Source organism: Ramlibacter sp., from assembly GCF_028292805.1.
Classification (GTDB): Bacteria; Pseudomonadota; Gammaproteobacteria; order Burkholderiales; family Burkholderiaceae_C; genus Ramlibacter.
This window is the reverse complement of the sequence record NZ_JAQGLS010000185.1, coordinates 1-22,847: the sequence shown is the minus strand read 5'-3', so window position 1 is coordinate 22,847 and position 22,847 is coordinate 1. Positions and strand designations below refer to the sequence as shown.

At 69.1% G+C, this 22,847-nt stretch carries 21 protein-coding genes and 1 pseudogene; 13 read left to right on the top strand and 9 right to left on the bottom strand.

What is annotated here, in order from left to right; all coding sequences use genetic code 11:
• The coding region (locus JWP65_RS11450; RefSeq protein WP_299763792.1) for a hypothetical protein at positions 1–416 on the bottom strand (416 nt) is incomplete at its 3' end.
• A 297-nt stretch (positions 417–713) separates the two neighbouring features.
• Between JWP65_RS11450 and sbmA the strand changes: the two genes are divergently transcribed.
• Positions 714–1,721, top strand: a complete 1,008-nt coding sequence (sbmA, locus tag JWP65_RS11445; protein ID WP_299763790.1) for a peptide antibiotic transporter SbmA — start codon at positions 714–716, stop codon at positions 1,719–1,721.
• Positions 1,722–2,108: 387 nt separating this feature from the next.
• Here the strand turns inward: sbmA and JWP65_RS20130 are convergent.
• Positions 2,109–2,225 (bottom strand): annotated as a pseudogene (locus JWP65_RS20130) (transcriptional regulator); the annotation flags it as partial.
• Between the two features lie 44 nt (positions 2,226–2,269).
• The gene (locus JWP65_RS20125; RefSeq protein WP_367280497.1) at positions 2,270–2,509 is read right to left on the bottom strand and encodes a hypothetical protein; all 240 of its coding nucleotides are present in this window, start codon (positions 2,507–2,509) and stop codon (positions 2,270–2,272) included.
• A 149-nt stretch (positions 2,510–2,658) separates the two neighbouring features.
• Between JWP65_RS20125 and serC the strand changes: the two genes are divergently transcribed.
• The 4 genes from serC to JWP65_RS11420 all read left to right on the top strand — a co-directional run bounded on the left by serC (position 2,659) and on the right by JWP65_RS11420 (position 9,052).
• On the top strand, positions 2,659–3,741 hold the full coding sequence (serC, locus tag JWP65_RS11435; protein WP_299763788.1) for a 3-phosphoserine/phosphohydroxythreonine transaminase: 1,083 nt from the start codon (positions 2,659–2,661) through the stop codon (positions 3,739–3,741).
• Entirely contained in the window at positions 3,734–4,918 is a 1,185-nt protein-coding gene (locus JWP65_RS11430; protein WP_299763786.1) for a phosphoglycerate dehydrogenase, read from the top strand. The genes serC and JWP65_RS11430 overlap by 8 nt, the downstream gene beginning before the upstream one ends.
• A gap of 79 nt (positions 4,919–4,997) precedes the next feature.
• Positions 4,998–7,868 (top strand): aconitate hydratase, encoded by a 2,871-nt coding sequence (locus tag JWP65_RS11425; protein WP_299763784.1) that lies wholly within the window; start codon positions 4,998–5,000, stop codon positions 7,866–7,868.
• Positions 7,865–9,052, top strand: coding sequence for an FAD-dependent monooxygenase (locus JWP65_RS11420; RefSeq protein ID WP_299763782.1), 1,188 nt, complete (start codon positions 7,865–7,867; stop codon positions 9,050–9,052). The genes JWP65_RS11425 and JWP65_RS11420 overlap by 4 nt, the downstream gene beginning before the upstream one ends.
• Here the strand turns inward: JWP65_RS11420 and kynA are convergent.
• The 5 genes from kynA to JWP65_RS11395 all read right to left on the bottom strand — a co-directional run bounded on the left by kynA (position 9,049) and on the right by JWP65_RS11395 (position 13,979).
• Entirely contained in the window at positions 9,049–9,894 is an 846-nt protein-coding gene (gene kynA, locus JWP65_RS11415; RefSeq protein ID WP_299763780.1) for a tryptophan 2,3-dioxygenase, read from the bottom strand. The genes JWP65_RS11420 and kynA overlap by 4 nt on opposite strands.
• Positions 9,894–11,165: a kynureninase gene (gene kynU / locus JWP65_RS11410; RefSeq protein WP_299763778.1), complete on the bottom strand. Its 1,272-nt coding sequence runs from the start codon at positions 11,163–11,165 to the stop codon at positions 9,894–9,896. Before kynU ends, kynA begins: the two co-directional genes overlap by 1 nt.
• Positions 11,166–11,239: 74 nt before the next feature.
• Positions 11,240–11,557: a YkgJ family cysteine cluster protein gene (locus JWP65_RS11405; RefSeq protein ID WP_299763777.1), complete on the bottom strand. Its 318-nt coding sequence runs from the start codon at positions 11,555–11,557 to the stop codon at positions 11,240–11,242.
• Between the two features lie 272 nt (positions 11,558–11,829).
• Entirely contained in the window at positions 11,830–12,789 is a 960-nt protein-coding gene (gene argF / locus JWP65_RS11400; RefSeq protein ID WP_299763775.1) for an ornithine carbamoyltransferase, read from the bottom strand.
• Positions 12,786–13,979: an aspartate aminotransferase family protein gene (locus JWP65_RS11395; RefSeq protein WP_299763773.1), complete on the bottom strand. Its 1,194-nt coding sequence runs from the start codon at positions 13,977–13,979 to the stop codon at positions 12,786–12,788. Before JWP65_RS11395 ends, argF begins: the two co-directional genes overlap by 4 nt.
• 224 nt (positions 13,980–14,203) lie before the next feature.
• Between JWP65_RS11395 and JWP65_RS11390 the strand changes: the two genes are divergently transcribed.
• Positions 14,204–14,518 carry a DUF3579 domain-containing protein gene (locus tag JWP65_RS11390; protein ID WP_299763771.1) on the top strand — a complete coding sequence of 105 codons (315 nt, stop codon included), beginning with the start codon at positions 14,204–14,206 and terminating at the stop codon, positions 14,516–14,518.
• A 165-nt stretch (positions 14,519–14,683) separates the two neighbouring features.
• On the opposite strand, the gene rpsT is transcribed toward JWP65_RS11390, so the two are convergent.
• Positions 14,684–14,992 (bottom strand): 30S ribosomal protein S20, encoded by a 309-nt coding sequence (rpsT, locus tag JWP65_RS11385; RefSeq protein WP_299763769.1) that lies wholly within the window; start codon positions 14,990–14,992, stop codon positions 14,684–14,686.
• A gap of 121 nt (positions 14,993–15,113) precedes the next feature.
• Between rpsT and murJ the strand changes: the two genes are divergently transcribed.
• The 7 genes from murJ to pcnB all read left to right on the top strand — a co-directional run bounded on the left by murJ (position 15,114) and on the right by pcnB (position 22,831).
• Complete coding sequence (gene murJ, locus JWP65_RS11380) at positions 15,114–16,679, top strand: murein biosynthesis integral membrane protein MurJ (protein WP_299763767.1); 1,566 nt, start codon at positions 15,114–15,116, stop codon at positions 16,677–16,679.
• 55 nt (positions 16,680–16,734) lie between these two features.
• Entirely contained in the window at positions 16,735–17,586 is an 852-nt protein-coding gene (locus JWP65_RS11375) for a tetratricopeptide repeat protein (protein ID WP_299763765.1), read from the top strand.
• Positions 17,587–17,671: 85 nt separating this feature from the next.
• A complete protein-coding gene (locus tag JWP65_RS11370) occupies positions 17,672–18,793 on the top strand; it encodes an AIR synthase related protein (protein WP_299763763.1) in 1,122 nt (373 codons plus the stop codon).
• A gap of 19 nt (positions 18,794–18,812) precedes the next feature.
• Entirely contained in the window at positions 18,813–19,883 is a 1,071-nt protein-coding gene (locus tag JWP65_RS11365) for an AI-2E family transporter (RefSeq protein WP_299763761.1), read from the top strand.
• Positions 19,884–19,893: 10 nt separating this feature from the next.
• Positions 19,894–20,568, top strand: a complete 675-nt coding sequence (gene hda / locus JWP65_RS11360) for a DnaA regulatory inactivator Hda (protein ID WP_299763759.1) — start codon at positions 19,894–19,896, stop codon at positions 20,566–20,568.
• The gene (locus JWP65_RS11355; protein WP_299763757.1) at positions 20,565–21,242 is read left to right on the top strand and encodes an HAD family phosphatase; all 678 of its coding nucleotides are present in this window, start codon (positions 20,565–20,567) and stop codon (positions 21,240–21,242) included. The genes hda and JWP65_RS11355 overlap by 4 nt, the downstream gene beginning before the upstream one ends.
• Positions 21,239–22,831 (top strand): polynucleotide adenylyltransferase PcnB, encoded by a 1,593-nt coding sequence (gene pcnB, locus JWP65_RS11350; protein ID WP_299763755.1) that lies wholly within the window; start codon positions 21,239–21,241, stop codon positions 22,829–22,831. Before JWP65_RS11355 ends, pcnB begins: the two co-directional genes overlap by 4 nt.
• Positions 22,832–22,847: the final 16 nt, after the last annotated feature.

Below are 22,847 nucleotides of genomic sequence, written 5' to 3'. Positions count from 1 at the left end.
ATGGTGGAACCGGAGCCGCCGCTGCTGCCGCTCATCGACGAGGTGGAGCCCCCGCTGCCGCTGCCCATGCTGCCGCTGCCCATGCTGCCGCTGGAGCCGCTCATGCTGCTGCCGGTGCCGCCGCTGCTGCCGCTGCCGGACGCACCCAGGCTGGTGCCCGAGGAACCACCCGAGGCGCCCATGCCGCCGCTGCCGGCAGCGGTGCCGCCAGTTCCCATGCCGGCGCCGGAGCCGGTCCCGGCCGAGCCGGTGCTCGCGCCGCCGGCGTTGGCACCTGAGCCAGCCCCGGCCGAGCCGCCGGCGCTGGCACCTGATCCTGAGGCCCCGCCAGCGCCCCCCTGGGCCATGGCGACGCTCATGCCGGCGGCCATCGCCGCCGCAATCAGGCCGAGTTGGAGTTTTGCGACTGTCTTCATGAAAAACACCTCTTGAGGAAAGTTGGATGAGCGGACGACGGGGGGCGGCGGCTGGCCGCACCGTTCGCCGTCTGGCAACCATCGTGCGAAGGCAGGCACGCTGACGGGGTCGGCGGTCTGCGTCACGCGCTGTACGCCATTGCCCACCGGCCAGCGTGCTGGCGGCCTACGCCGAGTTGCAGAACAAAACGCTGCTGAGCCGCCCTCGCTCATCGCCTGATGCTATGGAAAAAGGAGCGTCGCAAGGCCATCGGCAGGCCGGGTAGCATCCCCGGCACCGCTTCCAAGGATCCGTCGATGTTCCGTTCATTTTTCTTGTCGCGCCGCTGGATGCCCTGGTCGATCCTCGGCACGGCGCTCATCCTGCTGGCCACCTGGTACCGCGTGCAGCTGGACGTGCAGATCAACGAGTGGTTCGGCACCTTCTACGACCTGGTGCAAAAAGCGCTGAGCGCGCCCGGCAGCATCACGATGCCGCAGTACTGGAGCCAGCTGTCGACGTTCCTGGGCATCGCGATGATCTACATCACCGTGGCGGTGCTGGTGGACTTCTTCGTCAAGCATTACGTGTTCCGCTGGCGCCAGGCCATGAACGACTACTACATGACGTTCTGGCCCAGGTTGCGCACTGTGGAAGGCGCGGCGCAGCGGGTGCAGGAGGACACCATGCGCTTCGCCCGCATCATGGAAGGCCTGGGCGTGGAGCTGATGCGCAGCCTGATGACGCTGGCGGCCTTCCTGCCCATCCTGTGGGCCTTGTCGGACAAGGTCAGCGAAATCCCGATCCTGGGCGCGATCCCGCATTCGCTGGTATGGATCTCGATCGTCTGGGCCCTGTTCGGTACCGCCATCCTGGCTTTCACCGGCATCCTGCTGCCGGGGCTGGAGTTCCAGAACCAGCGCGAGGAGGCGGCCTACCGCAAGGAGCTGGTGTACGGCGAGGACGACCCGGGCCGCGCCGCCCCGGCACTGGCGCAGTCGCTGTTCCAGCAGGTGCGCTTCAATTACTTTCGCCTGTTCTTCCACTACCTGTACTTCGACGTCGTCAAGTGGTCATACCTGCAGGTCAGCGTGCTGGTGCCGCTGGTCGCCATGGGCCCCACCATCGCCGCCGGCGTGATCACCCTGGGCGTGATGCAGCAGATCGCCCGGGCCTTCGACAAGGTGACCGAATCGTTCCAGTACCTGGTCCTGAGCTGGAGCACCATCGTCGAACTGATCTCGGTCTACAAGCGGCTGCGGGCCTTCGAGGCGCGGATCCACGAGGATGATGCGCTGCCGGTCGATCCGGCTCCGGCCGGCTAGGAGGCAAGGGCGCGCAGCGCCGCGGCCGTCGCGGCGTGCGCCGGAAAGAAATCTCCAGCGCCAGTTCCTGCAGCGTGATGTCCACCGGCGCGTGCCGAACACCGTGGTGGTGCTGATGAAGTTCAGCCCGCCGCCCGGCGTGCGAAAACGCAACGGCATCGCCCCCCGAGCAGCTCGCCGTCCAGCCGCGTGGCGTCGCCGTCCGCCGGCACCGGGCAGGCGCGCAGTTCCTCCAGCAACGCTACCAGCGTGGCACCGCGGGTGGCCTGGACCTGCTGGCGCGGCCGCTCGAGCAGGTGGTGGCGCCACTGGTCCGGGTTGACGATGCGCGGCGCCAGGCCGCCGGGGGCAGGCCCAGGCGCAGCAGTCGACCTGGCCTTGCAGCAGCGCCGGGTCGACCCCTTGCAGCAAGTGCGGCACCATGCCGTTGGCGCCCGGCAGGTCCCAGTGCCGGTCGACCGCCAGTGCCGGATGCGGCTCGTGGCTTTTCAGGATCAATCGCACGGCCGCGCGGGCGAGCGCCAGGGGGCGTCCAGCGGCCGCTGGGGCTACCTCGGCGCGTAGCCGGTGGCCTCCAGCAGCGCGTTGCGCTCGGGCAGCGGCACGTCCAGCCGCTCGGCCAGCCGCGGCACCATCTCGCGGCTGGGCGCGCAGCGGCCGTTCTCCCCGCAGCTCAGCTGGCGGATGCCGCGGCCCTGGCGCCAGTGGCGCAGCTGCTCGACGAAGCTGGGCGGCGGCCCGGCAGGGCGTGCCGGGGCGGGGGAAGGCTGGGCCGCGGCGGTGTCCATTGCCGGATGGTGGGGCGAGGCGGCGCTGCTTTCCATGACCTCCCGGGTCATGGTCGTGACGCCGGCCGCCGGCACCGGGGTTTGGCTTCTTGTATGCTGCCCGCTCCAGGCGTTTCGCCCCCGCACCATCCCCCCACGAGAGAACCTGCATGACCCGCGTCTTCAACTTCAGCCCCGGTCCCGCCACCCTGCCCGAGCCCGTGCTGCGCCAGGCGGCCGCCGAGATGCTGGACTGGCATGGCAGCGGCATGTCGGTGATGGAAATGAGCCATCGCGGCAAGGAGTTCCTTTCCATCCACGCCCAAGCCGAGGCCACGCTGCGCGAGCTGATGGGAATCCCGGCCAACTACAAGGTGCTGTTCATGCAGGGCGGCGCGATCGGCGAAAACGCCATCGTGCCGATGAACCTGATCGGCCGCGGCGGCCGTGCCGACTACATCGTCACCGGCGACTGGTCGAAGAAGTCGCAAAAGGAAGCGAAGAACTTCGGCACCATCAACGTGGCGGCGAGCGGCGAGGCCTCGAAGTTCACGGCGCTGCCGCCGCAGTCGCAGTGGAAGCTGGACCCCGGCGCGGCCTACGTGCACATCTGCTCCAACGAAACCATCGGCGGCGTGCAGTTCCACTGGACCCCGCAGACCGGCGACGTGCCGCTGGTGGCCGACATGTCGTCGGACATCCTGTCGCGGCCGGTCGACGTCAGCAAGTATGGCCTGATCTACGCCGGCGCCCAGAAGAACATGGGCCCCTCGGGCCTGACGGTGGTGATCGTGCGCGACGACCTGCTGGGCCATGCATTGCCTATCACGCCCTCGGCCTTCAACTACCAGCTGCAGGCCGAGAACGACTCGATGTACAACACGCCGCCCACTTACGCGATCTACATCATGGGCCTGGTGCTGCAGCACTTCAAGTCCATGGGCGGCATGGCCGCGATCGAGGCGCGCAACCGCGCCAAGGCCAAGGTGCTGTACGACTGCCTGGATGCCAGCAGCTTCTACCGCAACCCGGTGGCGCCGGCCGACCGCTCGCTGATGAACGTGCCGTTCTGGCTCAAGGACGACGCGCTCGATGCCGAGTTCCTGCAGGGCGCGCAGGCGCGCGGCATGATCCAGCTCAAGGGGCATCGCTCGGTCGGCGGCATGCGCGCCTCCATCTACAACGCGATGCCGATCGAAGGCGTCCAGGCCCTGGTGCAGTACATGAAGGAGTTCGAGGCCGGTCATGCCTAGGGCGCAGCCCTTGGCCGTGCTGCTGTTGAACCAGATCTCGCCCAAGGGGCTGGAGCGGCTGCCCACCGAGCGTTTCCTGGTGGCCAGGGACGTGGCCCGGCCCGACGCGCTGCTGGTGCGCTCGGCCGACCTGCACGCGATGGAGATCCCGGCCTCGGTGGTGGCGATCGGGCGCTGCGGCGCCGGCACCGACAACATCCCGGTGCCGGCGATGAGCGCGCGCGGCGTGCCGGTCTTCAACGCACCCGGCGGCAATGCGAATGCGGTGAAGGAACTGGTACTGGCCGGCATGCTGATGGCGGCGCGCAACCTGGCGCCGGCGCAGCGTTTCGTGGCCGGCCTGGACGGCGCCGACCCGCGGCTGGAGCAGACGGTGGAACAGGGCAAGAAAGCCTTTGCCGGCTTCGAGCTGGCCGGCCAGACGCTGGGCGTGGTCGGCCTGGGCAAGATCGGTTGTCTGGTGGCGGACGCGGCCATCAAGCTGGGCATGGACGTGCTGGGCTACGACCCGGAGATCACGGTGGATGCCGCCTGGAGCCTGCCGGCGCAGGTCAGGCGCGCGGCCAGCGTGGCCGACGTGCTCCGGAACTGCCACTTCGTCAGCCTGCACGTGCCCCTGGTCGACGCCACCCGCCACCTGGTGAACCAGGACAACCTGGGCTTCATGCGGCCCGGCGCGGTGCTGCTGAATTTCTCCCGCGAAGGGGTGGTGGACGATGCGGCCGTGGTCGTGGCGCTGCAGGCCGGGCGCCTTGGCTGGTACGTCTGCGACTTCCCGCATGCGGGCGTGCTGGCGGCGCCGCGCGTGATCGCGCTGCCGCACCTGGGCGCTTCCACCCGCGAGGCGGAAGACAACTGCGCCGCGATGGTCGCCGACCAGCTGCGCGACTTCCTGGAGCACGGCAACGTCGCCAATGCGGTCAACTTCCCGCAGGTGAACATGCCGCGCGAGTCGCGGTGGCGCATTGCCATCGCCAACGCCAACGTGCCCAACATGCTGGGCCAGATCTCCACGGCGATGGCCCATGCCGGCCTGAACATCCACAACATGGTCAACAAGTCGCGCGGCGACATGGCCTACACGCTGGTGGACGTGGACAGCGCGGTGAGCGAGCAGGTGCTCGACACCTTGCGCGCGATCGAGGGCGTGCTGGCCGTGCGCTACCTGCCGGCCTGAACGCAGCCCGTTTTTCCCCGTCGCCCCCGGGGCAGCCCCGGGTTGGCACAATGGACCAAACCAACGACAGAGGCCGAGAATGACACACGCTTTCGCCCACACCCTCAAGTCCTTCAAGGCCGGTGGCGGCCGCACCGGCAAGCTGTTCTCCCTGCCCAAGCTGGCCCAAGAATTCCCCAAGATCGAGCGCCTGCCCGTCTCGATGCGGGTCGTGCTGGAGTCCGTGCTGCGCCACTGTGACGGCAAGAAGGTCACTGCCGAGCACGTCCGGCAGGTCGCCAACTGGTTTCCGCAGGCCGACCGCACGGCCGAGATCCCCTTCGTGGTGGCCCGCGTGGTGTTGCAGGACTTCACCGGCGTGCCGCTGCTGGCCGACCTGGCCGCCATGCGCAGCGCGGCCCAGCGGCTGGGCAAGGACGCGGGCCGGATCGAGCCGCTGGTGCCGGTGGACCTGGTGGTGGACCACTCCATCATGGTCGACTACTACGGCCGCCCGGACGCCATCGACCTGAACATGAAGCTCGAGTTCCAGCGCAACCGCGAGCGCTACGAGTTCATGAAGTGGGGCATGCAGGCATTCCAGACTTTCGGCGTCGTGCCGCCCGGATTCGGCATCGTCCACCAGGTCAACCTCGAGTACCTGGCGCGCGGCATCCATGAGGGCGCCGACGGCGTGAGCTACTTCGACTCGCTGGTCGGCACCGACAGCCACACCACCATGATCAACGGCATCGGCGTGGTCGGCTGGGGCGTGGGCGGCATCGAGGGCGAGGCCGCGATGCTGGGCCAGCCGGTGTACTTCCTGACGCCGGACGTGGTCGGCTTCGAGTTGACCGGCCGGCTGCGCGAGGGCTGCACCGCGACCGACCTGGTGCTGACCGTCACCGAACAGCTGCGCAAGCACAAGGTGGTGGGCAAGTTCGTCGAATTCTTCGGCGAGGGAACCCGTAGCCTGTCGGTGCCCGACCGCGCCACCATTGCCAACATGGCGCCGGAATACGGCGCGACGATGGGCTTCTTTCCGGTCGACGAAAAGACCATTGAGTACTTCGAGGGCACCGGCCGCACGACCGAGCAGATCAAGTCGTTCGAGGCCTACTTCCGCGCCCAGGGCATGTTCGGCGTGCCGATGCCAGGCGAGATCGACTACACCGCCGTGGTCAAGCTCGACCTGGGCGACGTCACGCCCAGCCTGTCGGGCCCAAAGCGCCCGCAGGACCGCATCGAGCTGGGCAAGGTGGCCGCCACCTTCGAGTCGCTGTTTTCCATGCCCACTGCCGACAACGGCTTCAACCAGGCGCCCGAGCTGCTGCTCACGCGTCAGCAGTTGCAGCGCGCCGGCGAAGGAGACGAGCGCACCCCGGCCAACCCGCCCACGCGGCTGGCGGCGCCGCGCTTCGAAATGGAGATGGAGGCCAACAAGCCGACGCTGGCGGCGGCCGGCGCGCTGTCGGTGCCGGCCGTGGTGGAAACGCAGGACATCACCATCGGCAATGGCGACGTGCTGATCGCCGCCATCACCAGCTGCACCAACACCTCCAACCCCGGCGTGCTGCTGGCGGCCGGCCTGCTGGCGAAGAAGGCGGTGGAAAAGGGCTTGTGCGTCCAGCCGCACATCAAGACTTCGCTGGCGCCCGGCTCGCGCATCGTCACCGAGTACCTGACCGAAGCCGGCCTGCTGCCGTACCTGGAGAAGCTGGGCTTTTCGCTGGCCGGCTACGGCTGCACCACCTGCATCGGCAACGCCGGCGACCTGACGCCGGAGATCAACGAAGCCATCACCAAGGGTGACCTGGTGTGCGCCGCCGTGCTGTCGGGCAACCGCAACTTCGAAGCGCGCATCCACCCGAACCTGAAGGCCAACTTCCTGGCCAGCCCGCCACTGGTGGTGGCCTATGCCATCGCCGGCACCGTGCTCAAGGACCTGATGACCGAGCCGGTGGGCAAGGGCAGCGACGGCAAGGATGTGTGGCTGGGCGACATCTGGCCGACCAGCGACGAGATCCACGCGCTGATGAAGTACGCCATGAACGGCAAGGCCTTCCGCGCCAATTACGCCAAGGTCAAGGCCGAGCCGGGCGAGCTGTGGGAGCGCATCAAGGGTGTCGCCGGCGCCACCTACACCTGGCCCACCAGCACCTACATCGCCGAGCCGCCGTTCTTCGACGACTTCAGCATGCAGCCGCCGGTGGCAGGCGCCGGCACCGACCCGCTGGCGGTGCGCGACGCCCGCATCATCGCGCTGTTCGGCGACTCGATCACCACCGACCACATCTCGCCGGCCGGCTCGATCAAGGCCAGCTCGCCGGCCGGCATGTGGCTGCAGGAGCACGGCGTGCTCAAGCCGGACTTCAACAGCTACGGCGCGCGCCGCGGCAACCATGAAGTGATGATGCGCGGAACCTTCGCCAACGTGCGCATCAAGAACCTGATGATCCCGGCCGGCCCGGACGGCTCGCGCGAGGAAGGCGGCCTGAGCATCTACCGCGACGCGCAGGGCAACGCCGAGAAGATGTTCCTGTACGACGCGGCGATGAAGTACATCGCTGAAGGCCGCTCCACCGTGGTCTTCGCGGGCGAGGAATACGGCACCGGCTCGTCGCGCGACTGGGCGGCCAAGGGCACGCAGCTGCTCGGGATCAAGGCCGTGGTGGCGCGCAGCTTCGAGCGCATCCACCGCAGCAACCTGGTGGGCATGGGCGTGCTGCCGCTGCAGTTCCGCGGCAGCGCCACCTGGCAGTCGCTGCGCCTGGACGGCTCGGAGCTGATCGACATCGTCCCGGACCGCGGGCTGCGCCCGCAAAGCGAGGCGCTGCTGATCGTGACCCGCACCGACGGCAGCCGCGAGGAAGTGCCGCTGACGCTGCGCATCGACACGCCGATCGAGGTCGACTACTACCTGCACGGCGGCATCCTGCCGTACGTGTTGCGGCAGTTGCTCGCGGAGTGAGCCGCGAATTATTGATCGCGGGTGGCGGCCTGGGCGGGCTGGCAGCGGCGATCGCGGCGCGGCGCGCCGGCTGGGAAGCGCGCCTGTTCGAGCAGGCCTGGGTCCTGTCCGAGGTGGGCGCCGGCATCCAGCTCGGGCCCAACGCCACGCGCATCCTGCGCGAGTGGGGCTTGCTGGAAGGCGCGCTGCGCGAACAGGCTTTCGAGCCGCAGCGGCTGCGGGTGCGCGACGGGGTCGACGGCGCCGAGCTGGCCAGCCTGCCGCTGGGCGGCGCCATGGAGCAGCGCTACGGCGCGCCGTACCTGACCCTGCACCGCGCCGACCTGCAGGCCGCCCTGCTGGCTGCGGCGATGGAGGCCGGCTTGCGGCTGCATACCGGCCGCAAGGTGGAGCGTGTCAGCACGCTGGACGGCTGCGTCCGCGCCAGCGCCGGGCCCGGTCCGGAGGTGGAGGGCGAGGCCCTGGTGGCCGCGGACGGCCTGTGGAGCGAGGTGCGCGCCGGCGTGGTCCGCGACGGACCGCCCGCGGTCACCGGCCACCTGGCCTACCGCGGGCTGGTGCGCCAGGCCGATCTGCCGCCGCCGCTGCGCAGCCGCGAAGTCACCGTCTGGCTGGCGCCGCGCATGCACCTGGTCACTTATCCGGTGCGTGGCGGCGAGGTGCTCAATGCGGTCTGCGTGGTCGAAGGCGGCGTCGCCGGCGATCCGCGCAGCTGGGACCAGCTGGCGGTGCGCGCGGAACTGGAGGCGGCGCTGGGGCCGGCCTGCGCCCAGGCGCGCGACCAGATCGCTGCCATCCCCGAGTGGCGCCTGTGGGCGCTGCACGACCGGCCGCCGGTGGGCTCGGCCGACTGCCTGGCGCAAGGACGGGTGGCGCTGCTGGGCGACGCCGCGCATCCGATGCGGCCCTACCTGGCGCAGGGCGCCGGCATGGCGATCGAGGACGCGCGCGAACTGCAGCGGGTGCTGGCCATCGCCGACGACCGCGTGGTCGACGTGCCGACCGCGTTCCGCCGCTACGCGCTGAACCGCTGGCAGCGGGTGGCCAGGGTGCAGGCCGGGGCGCGCCGCAATGGCACGATCTTTCACGCGCAAGGGCCGTTGCGCGCGGCGCGCAACCTGGGCTTGCGGCTGCTGGGGGCGCGGCTGCTGGACCAGCCGTGGTTGTACGGCGCCGGCTTCTAGAGCGACGTGCGCAGCTTCCAGATCTCGGGGAACAGCACCACGTCCAGCATCTTGCGCAGGTAACTGACGCCGCCGGTGCCGCCGGTGCCGCGCTTGAAGCCGATGATGCGTTCCACCGTCGTCACGTGGCGAAAGCGCCAGAGGCGGAACGCGTCTTCCAGGTCGGTCAGCTCCTCGCCCAGCTGGTACAGGTCCCAGTGCTGCTCGGGATTGCGGTAGGCCACCAGCCAGGCTTGTTCGACGGCGTCGCTGCCCTCGTAGGGCTGGGTCCAGTCGCGTTCCAGGTGGCTGGCCGGCACCGGCAGGCCGCGCCGCGCCAGCAGGCGCAGTGATTCGTCGTAGAGGGAGGGCAGTTCATAGGCCGCCTGCACCACCGCCAGCCGGTCGGCATGGTGGTCGTGCGGCTTGAGCATGGCGGCATTCTTGTTGCCCAGGCGGAACTCGATACAGCGGTACTGCCAGCTCTGGAAGCCGCTGGAGCTGGCCAGGTAAGGGCGGATGGCGCTGTACTCGGCCGGCGTCATCGTGGCCAGCACGTCCCAGGCGTGCACCAGCTGTTCCATGATGCGCGACACGCGGGCCAGCATCTTGAAGGCGGGCTGCAGCCGGTCGTTGGCAATGCGTTCGATCGCCGCGGCCAGCTCGTGCAGCATCAGCTTCATCCACAGCTCGCTGGTCTGGTGCTGGATGATGAACAGCATCTCGTTGTGGTCCGGCGACAGCGGCTTTTGCGCGCTCAGGAGCGGGTCCAGCTGCAGGTAGTCGCCATAGCTCATGGCCTTGCTGAAATCCAGCTGGGCCTTCTCTTGGCGCACGATGTTTTCGGGCCTGGTCGGTTGCATCAGGTGACCGCCTGCGGGCGGTTGAATTCGCAGCGTTCCCAGGAGCGGTCGGACAGCACCTGGCGCAGCTGCTCCACGGCGTGCCACACCTGCTCGAAACCCAGGTAGAGCGGGGTGAAGCCAAAGCGCAGGATGTCGGGCGCGCCGGCGCGAAAGTCGCCGATCACGCCGCGGGCGATCAGCGCCTGCACGATCGCGCAGGCGCCGCGCTCGCGCGACAGGCAGACCTGAGAGCCGCGTTGCGCATGATCGCGCGGCGTGGCCAGCACCAGCCCATGGCCGGCGCAACGCTGTTCCACCAGCGCGATGAACAGGTCGGTCAGCGCCAGCGACTTGCGGCGCAGCGCCGGCATGCCGCCCAGCGCCTGCGCCGCCGTGAACACGGCCAACCCGCATTCCAGCGCGATCATGCTCAGGATCGGCTGGGTGCCGCACAGGTAGCGGCCAACGCCGGCGGCGGGACGGTAGTCGGGCGTGAAGGCGAACGGCGCGGCGTGGCCCCACCAGCCGGCCAGCGGCTGCCAGAAGCGGTCGGCGTGGCGCGGGTGGACCCAGGCGAAGGCCGGCGCGCCGGGGCCGCCATTGAGGTACTTGTAGCCGCAGCCGACGGCAAAGTCGGCGTCGGCGCCGGTCAGGTCGACCTCGACCGCGCCGGCGCTGTGCGCCAGGTCCCAGACGGCGAGCGCAGCGGCGGCATGGGCGGCGGCCGTCAAGGCCCGCATGTCGTGCATGGCGCCGCTGCGGTAGTTCACGTGCGTGAGCATCAGCACCGCGCTGTCCGCGCCCAGGGCGCCGGCGATTTCGTGCGGCTCCAGCAACTGCAGGCGAAAGCCGCGCTCGCGGCACAGCGCCTCGGCGATGTAGAGGTCGGTGGGGAAGTTGCTGCGTTCGCTCAGGACCACGTCGCGCCCCGGGCCGTCCGCGGCCGCGATGGACAGCGCCGCGCTGAGCACCTTGTACAGGTTGACCGAAGTGCTGTCGGTGGCCACCACCTGGCCCGGGCCGGCGCCGACCAGGCTGGCGATCCGGTCGCCCAGCCGCTGCGGCAGATCGAACCAGCCGGCGCTGTTCCACGAGCGGATCAGGCCTTCGCCCCATTCCTGCTGCACGGCGCGCGCGATGCGCTCGGGCGCGGCCCGGGGCAACGGTCCCAGCGAGTTGCCATCGAGATAGATCAGCCCGTCCGGCAGGGTGAACAGGTCGCGCAGCGACCGCAGCGGGTCGGCCGCGTCGAGCGCGCGGCAGTCCTGCAAGGCGATGGCGGAGCCCATGCGGGAAAGTGTGCACCGCCTGGTGCGCCGTGGTGTCGGTTGCTTCCAACAGCGCCCCAAATAGTTGTGGAGGCCTAAAGCATCCGGGGCGCCAACGGCGACAGGCCGTGGCGCGCCCGGGCCCGCTCGCAGGCGTCGCTGGCGGGCTCCAGTTCGCGGCAGGGATTGGGCCGCCACTCGTAGATGCCGCAGGCGGCGCGCTCGCCGACCTTGCCCGTCAGCGCCGCGCAGCGCGGTGGCGAATGGTCGGTGCCGCGCATGCGCCAGGTGCTGGCGGTAACCTCGACGGCCAGCCCGTCGGGCACGCTGCCGCCGGCTGCCTGCAGCTCGTGGCCGGAGAAGTCCACGCGGTACGCCGCGCAGCATGCGCCGCATTCAAGGCAAGGATGCACGGCTTCAACCACGTGCGTCAACCGCGGGGGTGGTGCCCGCGTTGCGGGATGGCTGTATGGAAATCCAGTCTTTCACTTCGATCCAGGAGAGCACGATGGAACTGCAGATTGCCCGCCAGAGACGGCCTTCGACGCCGGAATCGCCCTGAAGCAGGTGGCCGGCGAACTGGGGCGCACCTTGTTTGCGGTGGAGCAGCGGCTGGTGCGGATCGGCAAGGTGCCGGGGCCGCCGGGGGCGGGCGGTACCGGAATGGGGCGGCCGCGCACTAGCGCTACGCCACCATCCCCAGCAGCAGAAACTCCATCAGCGCCTTCTGGGCGTGCATGCGGTTCTCGGCTTCGTCCCAGACCACCGACTGCGGGCCGTCGATCACGTCGGCTTCCACTTCCTCGCCGCGGTGGGCCGGCAGGCAGTGCATGAACAGCGCGTCCGGCTTGGCCATGCGCATCATCTCGGTGTCGACGCGCCAGTCGGCAAAAGCCTTGCGACGCTCTTCGTTCTCGGCCTCGAAGCCCATGCTGGTCCAGACGTCGGTGGTCACCAGGTCGGCGCCGCGGCAGGCCTGCATCGGGTCCGTGAACACCTTGTAGCTGTCGCGGCTGCGGATGCCGGCCACGGTCTGGTCGACCTCGTAGCCGCTGGGGGTGCTCAGGTGCACCGTGAAGCCCAGCAGCTCGGCGGCCTGCAGCCAGGTGTTGGCCATGTTGTTGCCATCGCCGACCCAGGCCACCACCTTGCCCCGCATCAGCGCCGGGTCGGGTCGGCCTTGCGCGTCCAGGCCGCGGTGCTCCAGAAAGGTGAAGATGTCCGCCAGGATCTGGCAGGGGTGGAACTCGTTGGTCAGGCCGTTGATCACCGGCACCCGCGAGTGCTCGGCGAAAGTCTCGATCTTGTCCTGGCCGAAGGTGCGGATCATCACCAGGTCGACCATGCGGCTGATCACCTTGGCGCTGTCCTCGATCGGTTCGGCCCGGCCGAGCTGGCTGTCGCCGGTGGTCAGGTGCACCACCGAGCCGCCCAGCTGGTACATGCCGGCCTCGAAGCTGACCCGCGTGCGGGTCGAGGCCTTCTCGAAAATCATGGCCATGGTCCGGTCGGCCAGCGAATGGTGCTTCTCGTAGCGCTTGAACTTGGCCTTGAGCACGGCCGCGCGCTGCAGGATCCAGTGGTGTTCCGCCGCGGTGAGGTCGCTGAACTGCAGGAAGTGGCGGATCGGGTTCGGCATGTTCATTGGTCCAGGAACTCCCGCACCAGCGGCGCCAGGATGGCGACCACTTCGTCAGCCTGCGCCTCGGTCATGATCAGCGGCGGCAACAGCCGGACCACGTTGTCGGCAGTCACGCTGATCAGCAGGCCGTTGTCGGCCGCGCGCTGGGTCAGCACATTGCAGTTCTTGCCCAGCTCCATGCCGATCATCAGGCCGGCGCCACGGATCTGCGTCACGCCGCGCAGGGCGCCGAGCTCGCGCGCCAGCGCGCCTTTGAGGTGGGCGCCGACGCGCGAGGCGTTGTCCAGCAGCCCGTCCTCTTCCATGATGCGGATGGTCTCGACGCCGGCCCGCATCGCCAGCGGGTTGCCGCCGAAGGTGGTGCCGTGGTTGCCCGGCTGGAAGATCTCCGCCGCCTTGGGGCCGGCCACCACCGCGGCGATGGGAACGCCCGAGCCCAGGCCCTTGGCCAGCGGCATCACGTCGGGCACGATGCCGGCCCACTGGTGGGCGAACCACTTGCCGGTGCGGCCCATGCCGCATTGCACCTCGTCGATCATCAGCAGCCAGTTCTTCTGGTCGCACAACTCGCGCACCTGTTGCAGATAGTCGATGCGCATCGCGTTGATGCCGCCTTCGCCCTGGATGGTCTCGAAGAACACGGCCACCACGCTCTTGTTGCCGTCGGTCGCCGCCCGCAGGGCGTCGATGTCGTTGAGCGGGACGCGGATGAAGCCGTCCACCAGCGGACCGAACCCCTTTTGCACCTTGTCGTTGCCGGTGGCCGAGAGCGTGGCGATGCTGCGGCCGTGGAAGGCCTTTTCGTAGACCACGATCTCGGGCCGCTCGATGCCGCGGTCGTGGCCGAACTTGCGCGCCAGCTTGATCGCGGCCTCGTTCGCCTCCAGCCCGGTGGAGCCGAAGAAGACGTTGGTCATGCCCGATAGCTCCACCAGCTTGGCCGCCAGCTTTTCCTGGTCGGGCACGTGGTAGTAGTTGCAGCTGTGGATGATCTTGGCGACCTGGTCCTGCAGCGCCGGCACCAGCTTGGGGTGGTTGTGGCCCAGGGTGTTGACGGCGATGCCCGCCAGCGCATCCAGGTAGCGTTTGCCGTTGACGTCCCACACGTGCACGCCTTCGCCATGCGACAAGGCGATCGGCAGCCGGCCGTAGGTGTTCATGGTGTGGGGCGACGTCGCCTCGATGTGGGCCATTGCTTTCCTCTTCGCGCAAATGAAATCGGCTCAACGAATGAGCCGCTGGAGCACGATTGTAGGCACACGGCTTGCGTGGATTGCTTGAGAATTCCGCATCACTGCGATGCCGCGCAAGCCCGGTCCGCGGCGCCAACTCTTATATAAGATAGAATACTTGTGCGCTGCAGCAACCGGTTTTTCCGGCGGCCTTTCCTCCCAACGTTCCAGCGCTCCCGCACTCCATGGTTTCAAGCTCCGCCAAAGAAGTGTTCATCCAGGGCATCACCTCGGATGGACGCACCTTCCGACCCAGCGACTGGGCGGAACGGCTGGCGGGCGTGATGAGCTCGTTCCGCCCCGGCGGCGCCCAGCCCGGCAGTCACCTGAGCTATTCACCGTGGTGCGTGCCCACGGTGATCAACGGCGTCAAGTGCGTGGTCGTCAACAGCGAACTGCGCGGCCTCGAGCCGATGGCCTGGGACTTCGTGCTCAACTTCGCCAAGGACAACGATCTGCAGGTGGGCGAAGCCTGCCTGTTGCCGGACCGGGAACCCTGACTTCGTCGTCGCCGGGGCGGGGCGGGGCGGGGCAAAAGCAATGGCGCGGCTTCGCTGCAGGCAACAAAAAACCGCCCGAAGGCGGTTTTCTGCTTTTTGCTGTGCTGGCAGCGCACCCGAATCAAACGGCGGAGGCGTGAGCCTCCGGGCTTGGCCTGGGGGTGATCAGGCGGCGGGGGTTGCGGCGGCCAGGGCCTTGACCTTGGCCGACAGGCGGCTCTTGTCGCGAGCTGCCTTGTTCTTGTGGAAGATGCCCTTGTCGGCAACCGTGTCCACGATCGATTGGGCCTTGGCGAACAGTTCGGTCGCCTTGGCCTTGTCGCCGGCGACGACCGCCTTCTCGACGTTCTTCACCGCGGTGCGGTACTTGGAGCGCAGCGACGTGTTGGCGGCGTTGAGCTTGACGTCCTGGCGGACGCGCTTGCGGCCCGACGCCAGGCGCGGGTTCTTTTTCTTGGGTTTGGCTGATGCCATGATGAATTCCTTACGTGTCTGAGGATGTTGCCAGCAGCAAAGCCCGCGATTATAGCCCGCAGCCGCATCCGGGCCAGCGCAGGGGATTTGCCGCCGGGGAGGGCGGGCTACACTCGCGCCGGTGAGTCTTCTCAAAGCCGCCGGCACCGTCTCCCTCCTGACCCTCGCGTCCCGCATCACCGGGCTGGTCCGGGACCTGCTGATGGCGGCGGCCTTTGGCGCCACCGCGATGACGGACGCCTTCAATGTCGCCTTCCGCATCCCCAACCTGTTTCGCCGGCTGTTCGCCGAGGGCGCCTTCAGCCAGGCTTTCGTGCCGGCCCTGGCGCACAGCAAGGAGGCCGACGGCGAGGCCGCCACGCACTTGCTCATTTCCCAAGTTGCGACGCTGCTGAGCTGGGCCTTGCTGCTTGTCTGCGTCCTCGGTGTGGTGGGCGCGCCGGTGCTGGTCTGGGCGCTAGCCAGCGGCTTCAAGAACAACCCGCACAGTTTCGAGGCGGCGGTCCTGATGACGCGCTGGATGTTCCCCTACATCGGCTTCATGTCGCTGGTGGCGCTGGCGGCCGGGATCCTCAACACCTGGAAGCGGTTCGCGGTGCCGGCCGCCACCCCGGTCCTGCTCAACCTCTGCCTGATCGTGGCGGCCTGGCTCGGCGCGCCCTGGTTCGCCTCCATGGGCATCGAGCCGATCTATGCGATGGCGGCGGGCGTCATGGCCGGCGGCGTGCTGCAGCTGGCGGTGCAGGTGCCGGTGCTGCGCCGGCTGGGCCTGATGCCGCGCATCGGCCTGGGCTGGTCCAGCGTGCGCGCGGCCTGGCGGGACGAAGGGGTGCGCAGCGTGCTGCGGACCATGGCGCCGGCGCTGCTGGGCGTGGGGGTGGCGCAGATCTCGCTGCTGATCAACACCCAGATCGCCTCCTGGCTGCGGCCGGGCAGCGTCACCTGGCTGTTCTACGCCGACCGGCTGATGGAGTTTCCTACCGCGCTGCTGGGCGTCGCCCTGGGCGTCGTGCTGATGCCGCAGCTGGCGTCGGCCAAGGCGGCCAACGACCCCGAGCGCTATTCCGCCATGCTCGACTGGGGCTTGCGGCTGGTCGTTCTGCTGAGCGTGCCGAGCGCGATGGCCTTGCTGGTGTTCTCGCAACCGCTGGTGGCCACGCTGTTCCACTACGGCGCGTTCCGGGACAGCGACGTCGCCCAGGTCGCGCTGGCGTTGACCGGTTACGGCGTCGGCCTGCTCGGGCTGGTGGCCATCAAGGTGCTGGCGCCGGGCTTTTACGCCAACCGCGACATGCGCACGCCGGTGCGCATCGCCGTCGTGGTGCTGGTGATCACCCAGCTGCTGAATATTGCGCTGGTGCCGTGGCTGGCCCACGCGGGCCTGGCCTGGTCGATCGGCATCGGCGCCCTGATCAATGCCAGCTGGCTGCTGGTGGGACTGATGCGCGGCGGCAACTACCGGCCGTCCAGAGGCTGGGGCCTCTTTGCGCTGCAGGTGCTGGCCGGCACCGCCTTGCTTGGCGCCTTTTTGCTCTGGGCCGCCGGCAACCTGCCCTGGCTTGAGTGGCGCGCCCAGCCCTGGAAGCGCGTTGGCGCCATGACAGGTACGCTGGCGCTGTCCGCAGCTATCTATTTCGTAGCGCTCGCAATTGCCGGCGTCAGGCTGCGGCAATTTGTCACGCGCTGAACGCCGGGCTGCAGCGCAGGTTGACGGGCACTGGCCCGTCCATTACAAAGACCCCATGTCAATGCAATTCACTGCGCCCACGTCGCTGGATTATTTCAGGACGCTGGTGCAGAGCGACGACCAGCTGCCGCTGCTGGAGGCGGCGGCCAGCCTGGCGCAAGACGAATATCCCGACCTGGACCTGCAGGTGGTGCTGGGCGACGTCGACCAGTTGCTGGCGCGCCTGAAGCGCCGCATCCCGGCCGACGCCGCGCCGCTGCAGCGGCTGCGCACCCTGAACCAGTTCTTTTTCCGCGACTTGAGCTTCGGCGGCAACGTCAATGACTACTGCGATCCGGACAACAGCTATCTGAACGTGGTGCTGCGCACGCGGCGCGGCATCCAGATCTCGCTGGCGGTGCTGTGGATCGAGCTGGCGCAAGGCGTCGGCTTGCATGCGCGCGGGGTCTGCTTTCCCGGCCACTTCATGGTCAAGGTCAACCTGCCCAAGGGCCAGGTGGTGATCGACCCGTTCACCGGCCAGTCGCTGTCGCGCGAGGAATTGTCCGAGCGGCTGGAGCCCTACACGCGGCGCAGCGGCCTGATCGACGAGTTCGAAGTGCCGCTGGGGCTGTACCTGCAGGCCGCGCCGCCGCGCGACATCCTGGCGCGCATGCTGCGCAACCTCAAGGAAATCCATCGGGCCCAGGAGGACTGGCAACGCGTGATCGCGGTGCAGAACCGGCTGGTGGTGCTGCTGCCTGATGCCTGGTCCGAGTACCGCGACCGCGGCCTGGCCCATGCCGAGCAGGGCCACACCAGCAGCGCCGTGGACGACCTGGAAACTTACCTCGTGCACGCGCAGGACGCACTCGACATCGACGCCATCGCCGAGCGGGTCGCGGATTTGCGCCGGGCGCGGCACTAGGGCGCGGGGCGGTGCGCAGCAAAGCTGCGCACCCTCCAGCGTTGATGATTCCGGCCGTTGCTGCACAGCAGCGATAATTTGCCCCATGAATTCCGATGCCAGCCAGCCCGCCACCCTCAGTTATGAGCAGGCGGGCGTCAACTACGACCTGATCGACCCCCTGAAGATCGCCGCGCAGCGGGCTGCCGCCGCCACCGCCGTCCACCTGGGCGCCCACGGCTTCAGCGAGATCCAGGCTTCCCGCGGCGAATCGGCCTACGTGGTGGACGTCGGCCCGTTCTACCTGGCCTCCATCGTGGAGTGCCTGGGTTCCAAGTCGCTGGTGGCCGACGAGATGCAGCAGCTCACCGGCAAGAGCTACTACGCCGGCATCGCCCAGGACACCATCGCCATGGCGATCAACGACCTGATCACCGTCGGCGCGACCCCGCTGGTGGTGCAGGCCTACTGGGCGGCCGGCGGCTCCGACTGGTTCGGCGACGCCCAGCGCGCCCAGGCCCTGGTGGCCGGCTGGAAGCAGGCCTGTGACGACTGCGGCGTGGCCTGGGGCGGCGGCGAGACGCCGGCGCTGGCCGGCATCGTCGAAGCCGGCCGGATCGACCTGGCGGCCTCCTGCACCGGCCTGGTCAACCCCAAGGAGCGGTTGTCGGTGGGCGACAAGCTGGCCGCCGGCGACGCCATCGTGCTGCTCGCCTCCAGCGGCATCCACGCCAACGGCCTGAGCCTGGCGCGCAAGCTGGTCGAGCGCCTGCCCCAGGGCTACCTGACGCGGCTGGAGGACGGTTCGACCTACGGCGAGGCCTTGCTGGCGCCGACGCTGCTGTATTCGCCGGTGACCGAAGCCTTGTACCAGGCCGGCATCATTCCGCATTACTGCTCCAACATCACCGGCCACGGCTGGCGCAAGCTGCTGCGCCATCCAGCCCAGCTGACCTACCGCATCCACACGCTGCCACCAGTGCCGCCGGTGCTGCGCTTCATCCAGCAGCAGGCGCGCCAGGACGACCGCGAGGCTTACAGCACCTTGAACATGGGCGCCGGGTTCGCGCTGTTCGTGCCGGCGGCCGACGCGCAGCGCACCGTCCAAGTGGCGCAGTCGCTCGGCGTCGCCGCCACGCTGGCCGGCAGCCTGGAAGCCGGGCCCAAGCAACTGCTGGTCGAGCCGCTGGGCATCCGCTTCAGCGACGAGGACCTGCAGCTGCGCTGAGCGCGGCCGCACCCCCTCGATGCAATTCACCCCGACGCAGAAGCGGGCCGCTGCCTGGACCGGCATCGCGGCGCTCACCGTGCTGGCGCTCTGGTCGCTCGGCCCGGTGCTGACGCCGTTCGTGGTGGCGGGGGTGCTGGCCTATGCGCTGACGCCGCTGGTGGACCGGCTGGACCACGCCGGCAAGGGCCGGTTGCCGCGGGTGCTGGCCGTGATCCTGGTCGAACTGCTGTTCATCCTGGCCCTGCTGTGCGTGGTGCTGCTGATCGTGCCGGTGGTGATCAAGGAGGTGCCGCTGATGCGCGAGCAGCTGCCGCAGTTGCTGGACCGGCTGCACGGCACGCTGTCGCCCTGGCTGGCGCAGTTCGGCATCCACATTTCCCTGGACATGGCCAGCCTGCGGCTGCAGCTGGTCGAATACCTGAACGCCAACTGGGGCGAGGGCCTGGGCTCGCTCTGGTCCTCGGTCAAGCTGGGCGGCAGCATCACGCTGGCCATCGTCGGCAACGCGGTGCTGATCCCGGTGGCCTTGTTCTACCTGCTGCTGGACTGGAAACAGGTGGTGGCGCGGGTGCTGGAGCTGGTGCCGCCGCGGGCCCGCCCCGCCGTCGACTCGTTCACCGACGAGGCCGACGGCGTGCTGGGCCAGTATCTGCACGGCCAGGCGCTGGTGATGGTGACCATGGCGGTGTTCTACAGTGCCGGCCTGGCGCTGTTCGGCCTGGACCTGGCGCTGCCGATCGGCGTGTTCACCGGGCTGGCCATGTTCGTGCCCTATGTCGGTTTCGGGCTCGGCCTGGTGCTGGCGCTGGTGGCCGGTTTGCTGGAATTCACCCCGCTCAAGGCGGTCGCGATGGTCGGCGTCGTGTACGGCTTGGGCCAGGTGTTCGAAAGCCTGTTTCTCACGCCGCGGCTGGTGGGCGAGCGCATCGGCCTGCATCCGCTGGCGGTGATCTTCGCCTTGCTCGCCTTCGGCCAGCTGCTCGGTTTCGTCGGCGTGCTGGTCGCGCTGCCGGCCAGCGCGGTGCTGCTGGTGGCGATCCGCCGCATGCGCGCCAGCTACCTGTCCAGCCCGCTCTACAACGCCTGATGCCATGCCCATGAAGCAGCTTGCCCTCGACATCGGCCTGGCCCGCGCGCCCAGCCTGGGCAGCTTCCTGGCCGGGCCCAACGAGGCGGCCTGGCGCCACCTGCAACTGTGGGGCGGCAGCCCGACCCGCTCGCCCGTGCCCACCTACCTGTGGGGCGGCTCCGGCAGCGGCAAGACGCACCTGCTGCAGGCGGTGGAAGCCGCGCTGCGCGAGCAGGGCGCCAGCGTCGGCTGGCTCGACCCCAGCATCGCCGAGCCGCCGGAGTTCGACGAGCGCTGGGCGGTGCTGCTGCTGGACGACACGCACCTGTACAACGCGGTGCAGCAGCACGCGGCGTTCGCCTGGTTCGTGCAGGCGCAGACGCTGCAGCGGGGCGTGCTGGCGGCCGGCCTGCTGCCGCCGGCCGACCTGAAGCTGCGCGAAGATCTGCGCACGCGCCTGGGCTGGGGCCACGTGTTCCAGCTGCACGTGCTGAGCGAGCCCGAGCGCCGCGCCGTGCTGCGCCAAGAAGCCGACGCGCGCGGCGTGTTCCTCGGCGACGACGTGATGGACTTCATCCTGACGCGCTTTTCGCGCGACCTGGGCAGCCTGATGCAGTTGCTGGAGCACCTGGACGCCTATGCGCTGCAGACCCAGCGCGCCATCACCATTCCCTTGATCAAGTCCATGCTGGAGAACGCGTGAGCGGCAAACAACGGGTCGCGCTGTTCGACCTCGACCACACCCTGCTGCCGATCGACTCGGACTTCTCCTGGGGCGAATTCACCCAGCAGATCGGCTGGACCGACAAGGTCGAATTCAAGCGCCGCAACGACGCGTTCTATGCGCACTACATCGCCGGCACGCTGGACGTGCACGATTACGTGCGCTTTGCCGTCGAAGCCGTCCGGCTGCGCGGCGAAGCCCAGGCCGTGGCGGCCCACGAGCGCTTCATGCGCGACTGGATCCTGCCGGCGGTGCGGCCGGCCGCGCTGGGGCTGGTGCGCTCGCACCAGGACGCGGGCGACCTGGTGGCGATCGTCACCGCCACCAACGAGTTCGTCACGCGGCCGATCGCGGCGGTGTTCGGCGTCGCCGAGCTGATCGCGGTGCAGCTGGAGCGCGACGGCGGCGGCTGGATCACCGGCGGCATCGCCGGCGTGCCGTCCATGCGCGAGGGCAAGGTGGTGCGCGTGCAGCAGTGGCTGGCCGCGCGCGGGCTGGCCTGGGACGACGTCGCCACCACCTTCTATTCCGATTCAACCAACGACCTGCCCCTGCTGGAGCGGGTGGACCATCCGGTGGCCACCAACCCCGACCCCGGCCTGCGCGCCATCGCGCAGGAGCGCGGCTGGCGCATACTCGATCTCTTCCAATGATCAAACGATTCATCGACAAGCTGCTGGGCAGCGCGAGCCGCAAGGCCCCCAAATTCGGCACGCGCCAGGAGGTCGGACCCGAGGAACACGGGATCGACCCCGCCCTGGTCGACGAGCGCGCCCTCAACGTGGTGCACACCCTCAAGGACGCCGGTTTCGACGCCTACATCGTGGGCGGCGCTGTGCGCGACCTGCTGGTGGGGCTGCGGCCGAAAGACTTCGACGTGGCCACCAACGCCACGCCGGAGCAGGTCAAGGGCCTGTTCCGGCGCGCCTTCATCATCGGCCGGCGCTTTCGCATCGTCCACGTGGTGTACGGCCGTGGCCGCGAGCACGAGGTGATCGAAGTCTCGACCTTCCGCGCCTACATGGACAGTGCCGCGGCCGAGTCCGTCAGCGGCAACGAGCGCACCAGCAAGAGCGAGCTGGCGGGCATGAAGCACGCGGTCGACTCCACCGGCCGGGTGCTGCGCGACAACGTCTGGGGCCCGCAGGAAGAAGACGCTGCGCGCCGCGACTTCACCATCAATGCGATGTACTACGACCCCGAGCGGCGCATCGTGGTGGACTACCACAACGGCATCCGGGACGCCAAGAAGCTGCTGATCCGAATGATCGGCGACCCGGCCACGCGGTATCGCGAAGACCCGGTGCGCATCATCCGCGCGGTGCGCTTCATGTCCAAGCTGGCCGCCCTGGGCTTCCAGCTCGAGCCCAAGACCAAGGCGCCGCTGCTGCCCAGCCTGCGCCTGTTGGACGAGGTGCCGCAAAGCCGATTGTTCGACGAGATGCTCAAGCTGCTGCAGACCGGCCACTCGCTGGCGACCATCGAGCAGCTCAAGGCGCTGGGCATGGCGCGCGGCATCTATCCGCTGCTGGACCTGGTGGTCGAGCGCGCCGAGCAGCCGTTCGTGCGGGCCGCGCTGCAGGACACCGACCGCCGCGTGGGTGAAAGCAAGCCGGTGGCGCCCAGTTTCCTGCTGGCCTGCGTGCTGTGGGCCGACGTGCGCGACGGCTGGGCGCAGCGGCTGGCCCGCAAGCAGCATCCGTTCCCGGCGCTGCAGGATGCGATCGACGAAGTGTTCGAGTCGCGCATCGGCGACATCTCCGGCCGGGGCAAGCTCGGCGCCGACATGCGCGAGATCTGGATGATGCAGCCGCGCTTCGAAAAGCGCGTGGGCAGCACGCCGTTCAGCCTGGTGGAGCAGCCGCGCTTTCGCGCCGCCTTCGATTTCATGCGATTGCGCGCCGACGTCGGCGAAATCGACGTGGTGCTGGCCGACTGGTGGCAGGAGTTCAGCCTGGCCAGCGACGCCGTCCGCGAAGACCTGGTCGAGCAGCTGCGCGATGAGCAGCAGAAGAACCAGCGCCGCGTGCGCACCGTGCGTGCGCCGGCCGCGCCGGCGCCCGCGCTCGATGCCGAATCGGCGCCGCTGCGCAGCCAGCCGCAACCGGGCGAGGACACCGACGAGGCCGAAGGCGAGGGCGAATCCGCTGGCGGCGACGCGCCGCGCAAGCGCCGGCGGCGGCGCCGCAAACCCGCGGGGCAGGGCGGCAGCGAAGGGCAGTCCTCTTCCGCCGCCGACTGAAAGCGGCGCCGGGCCA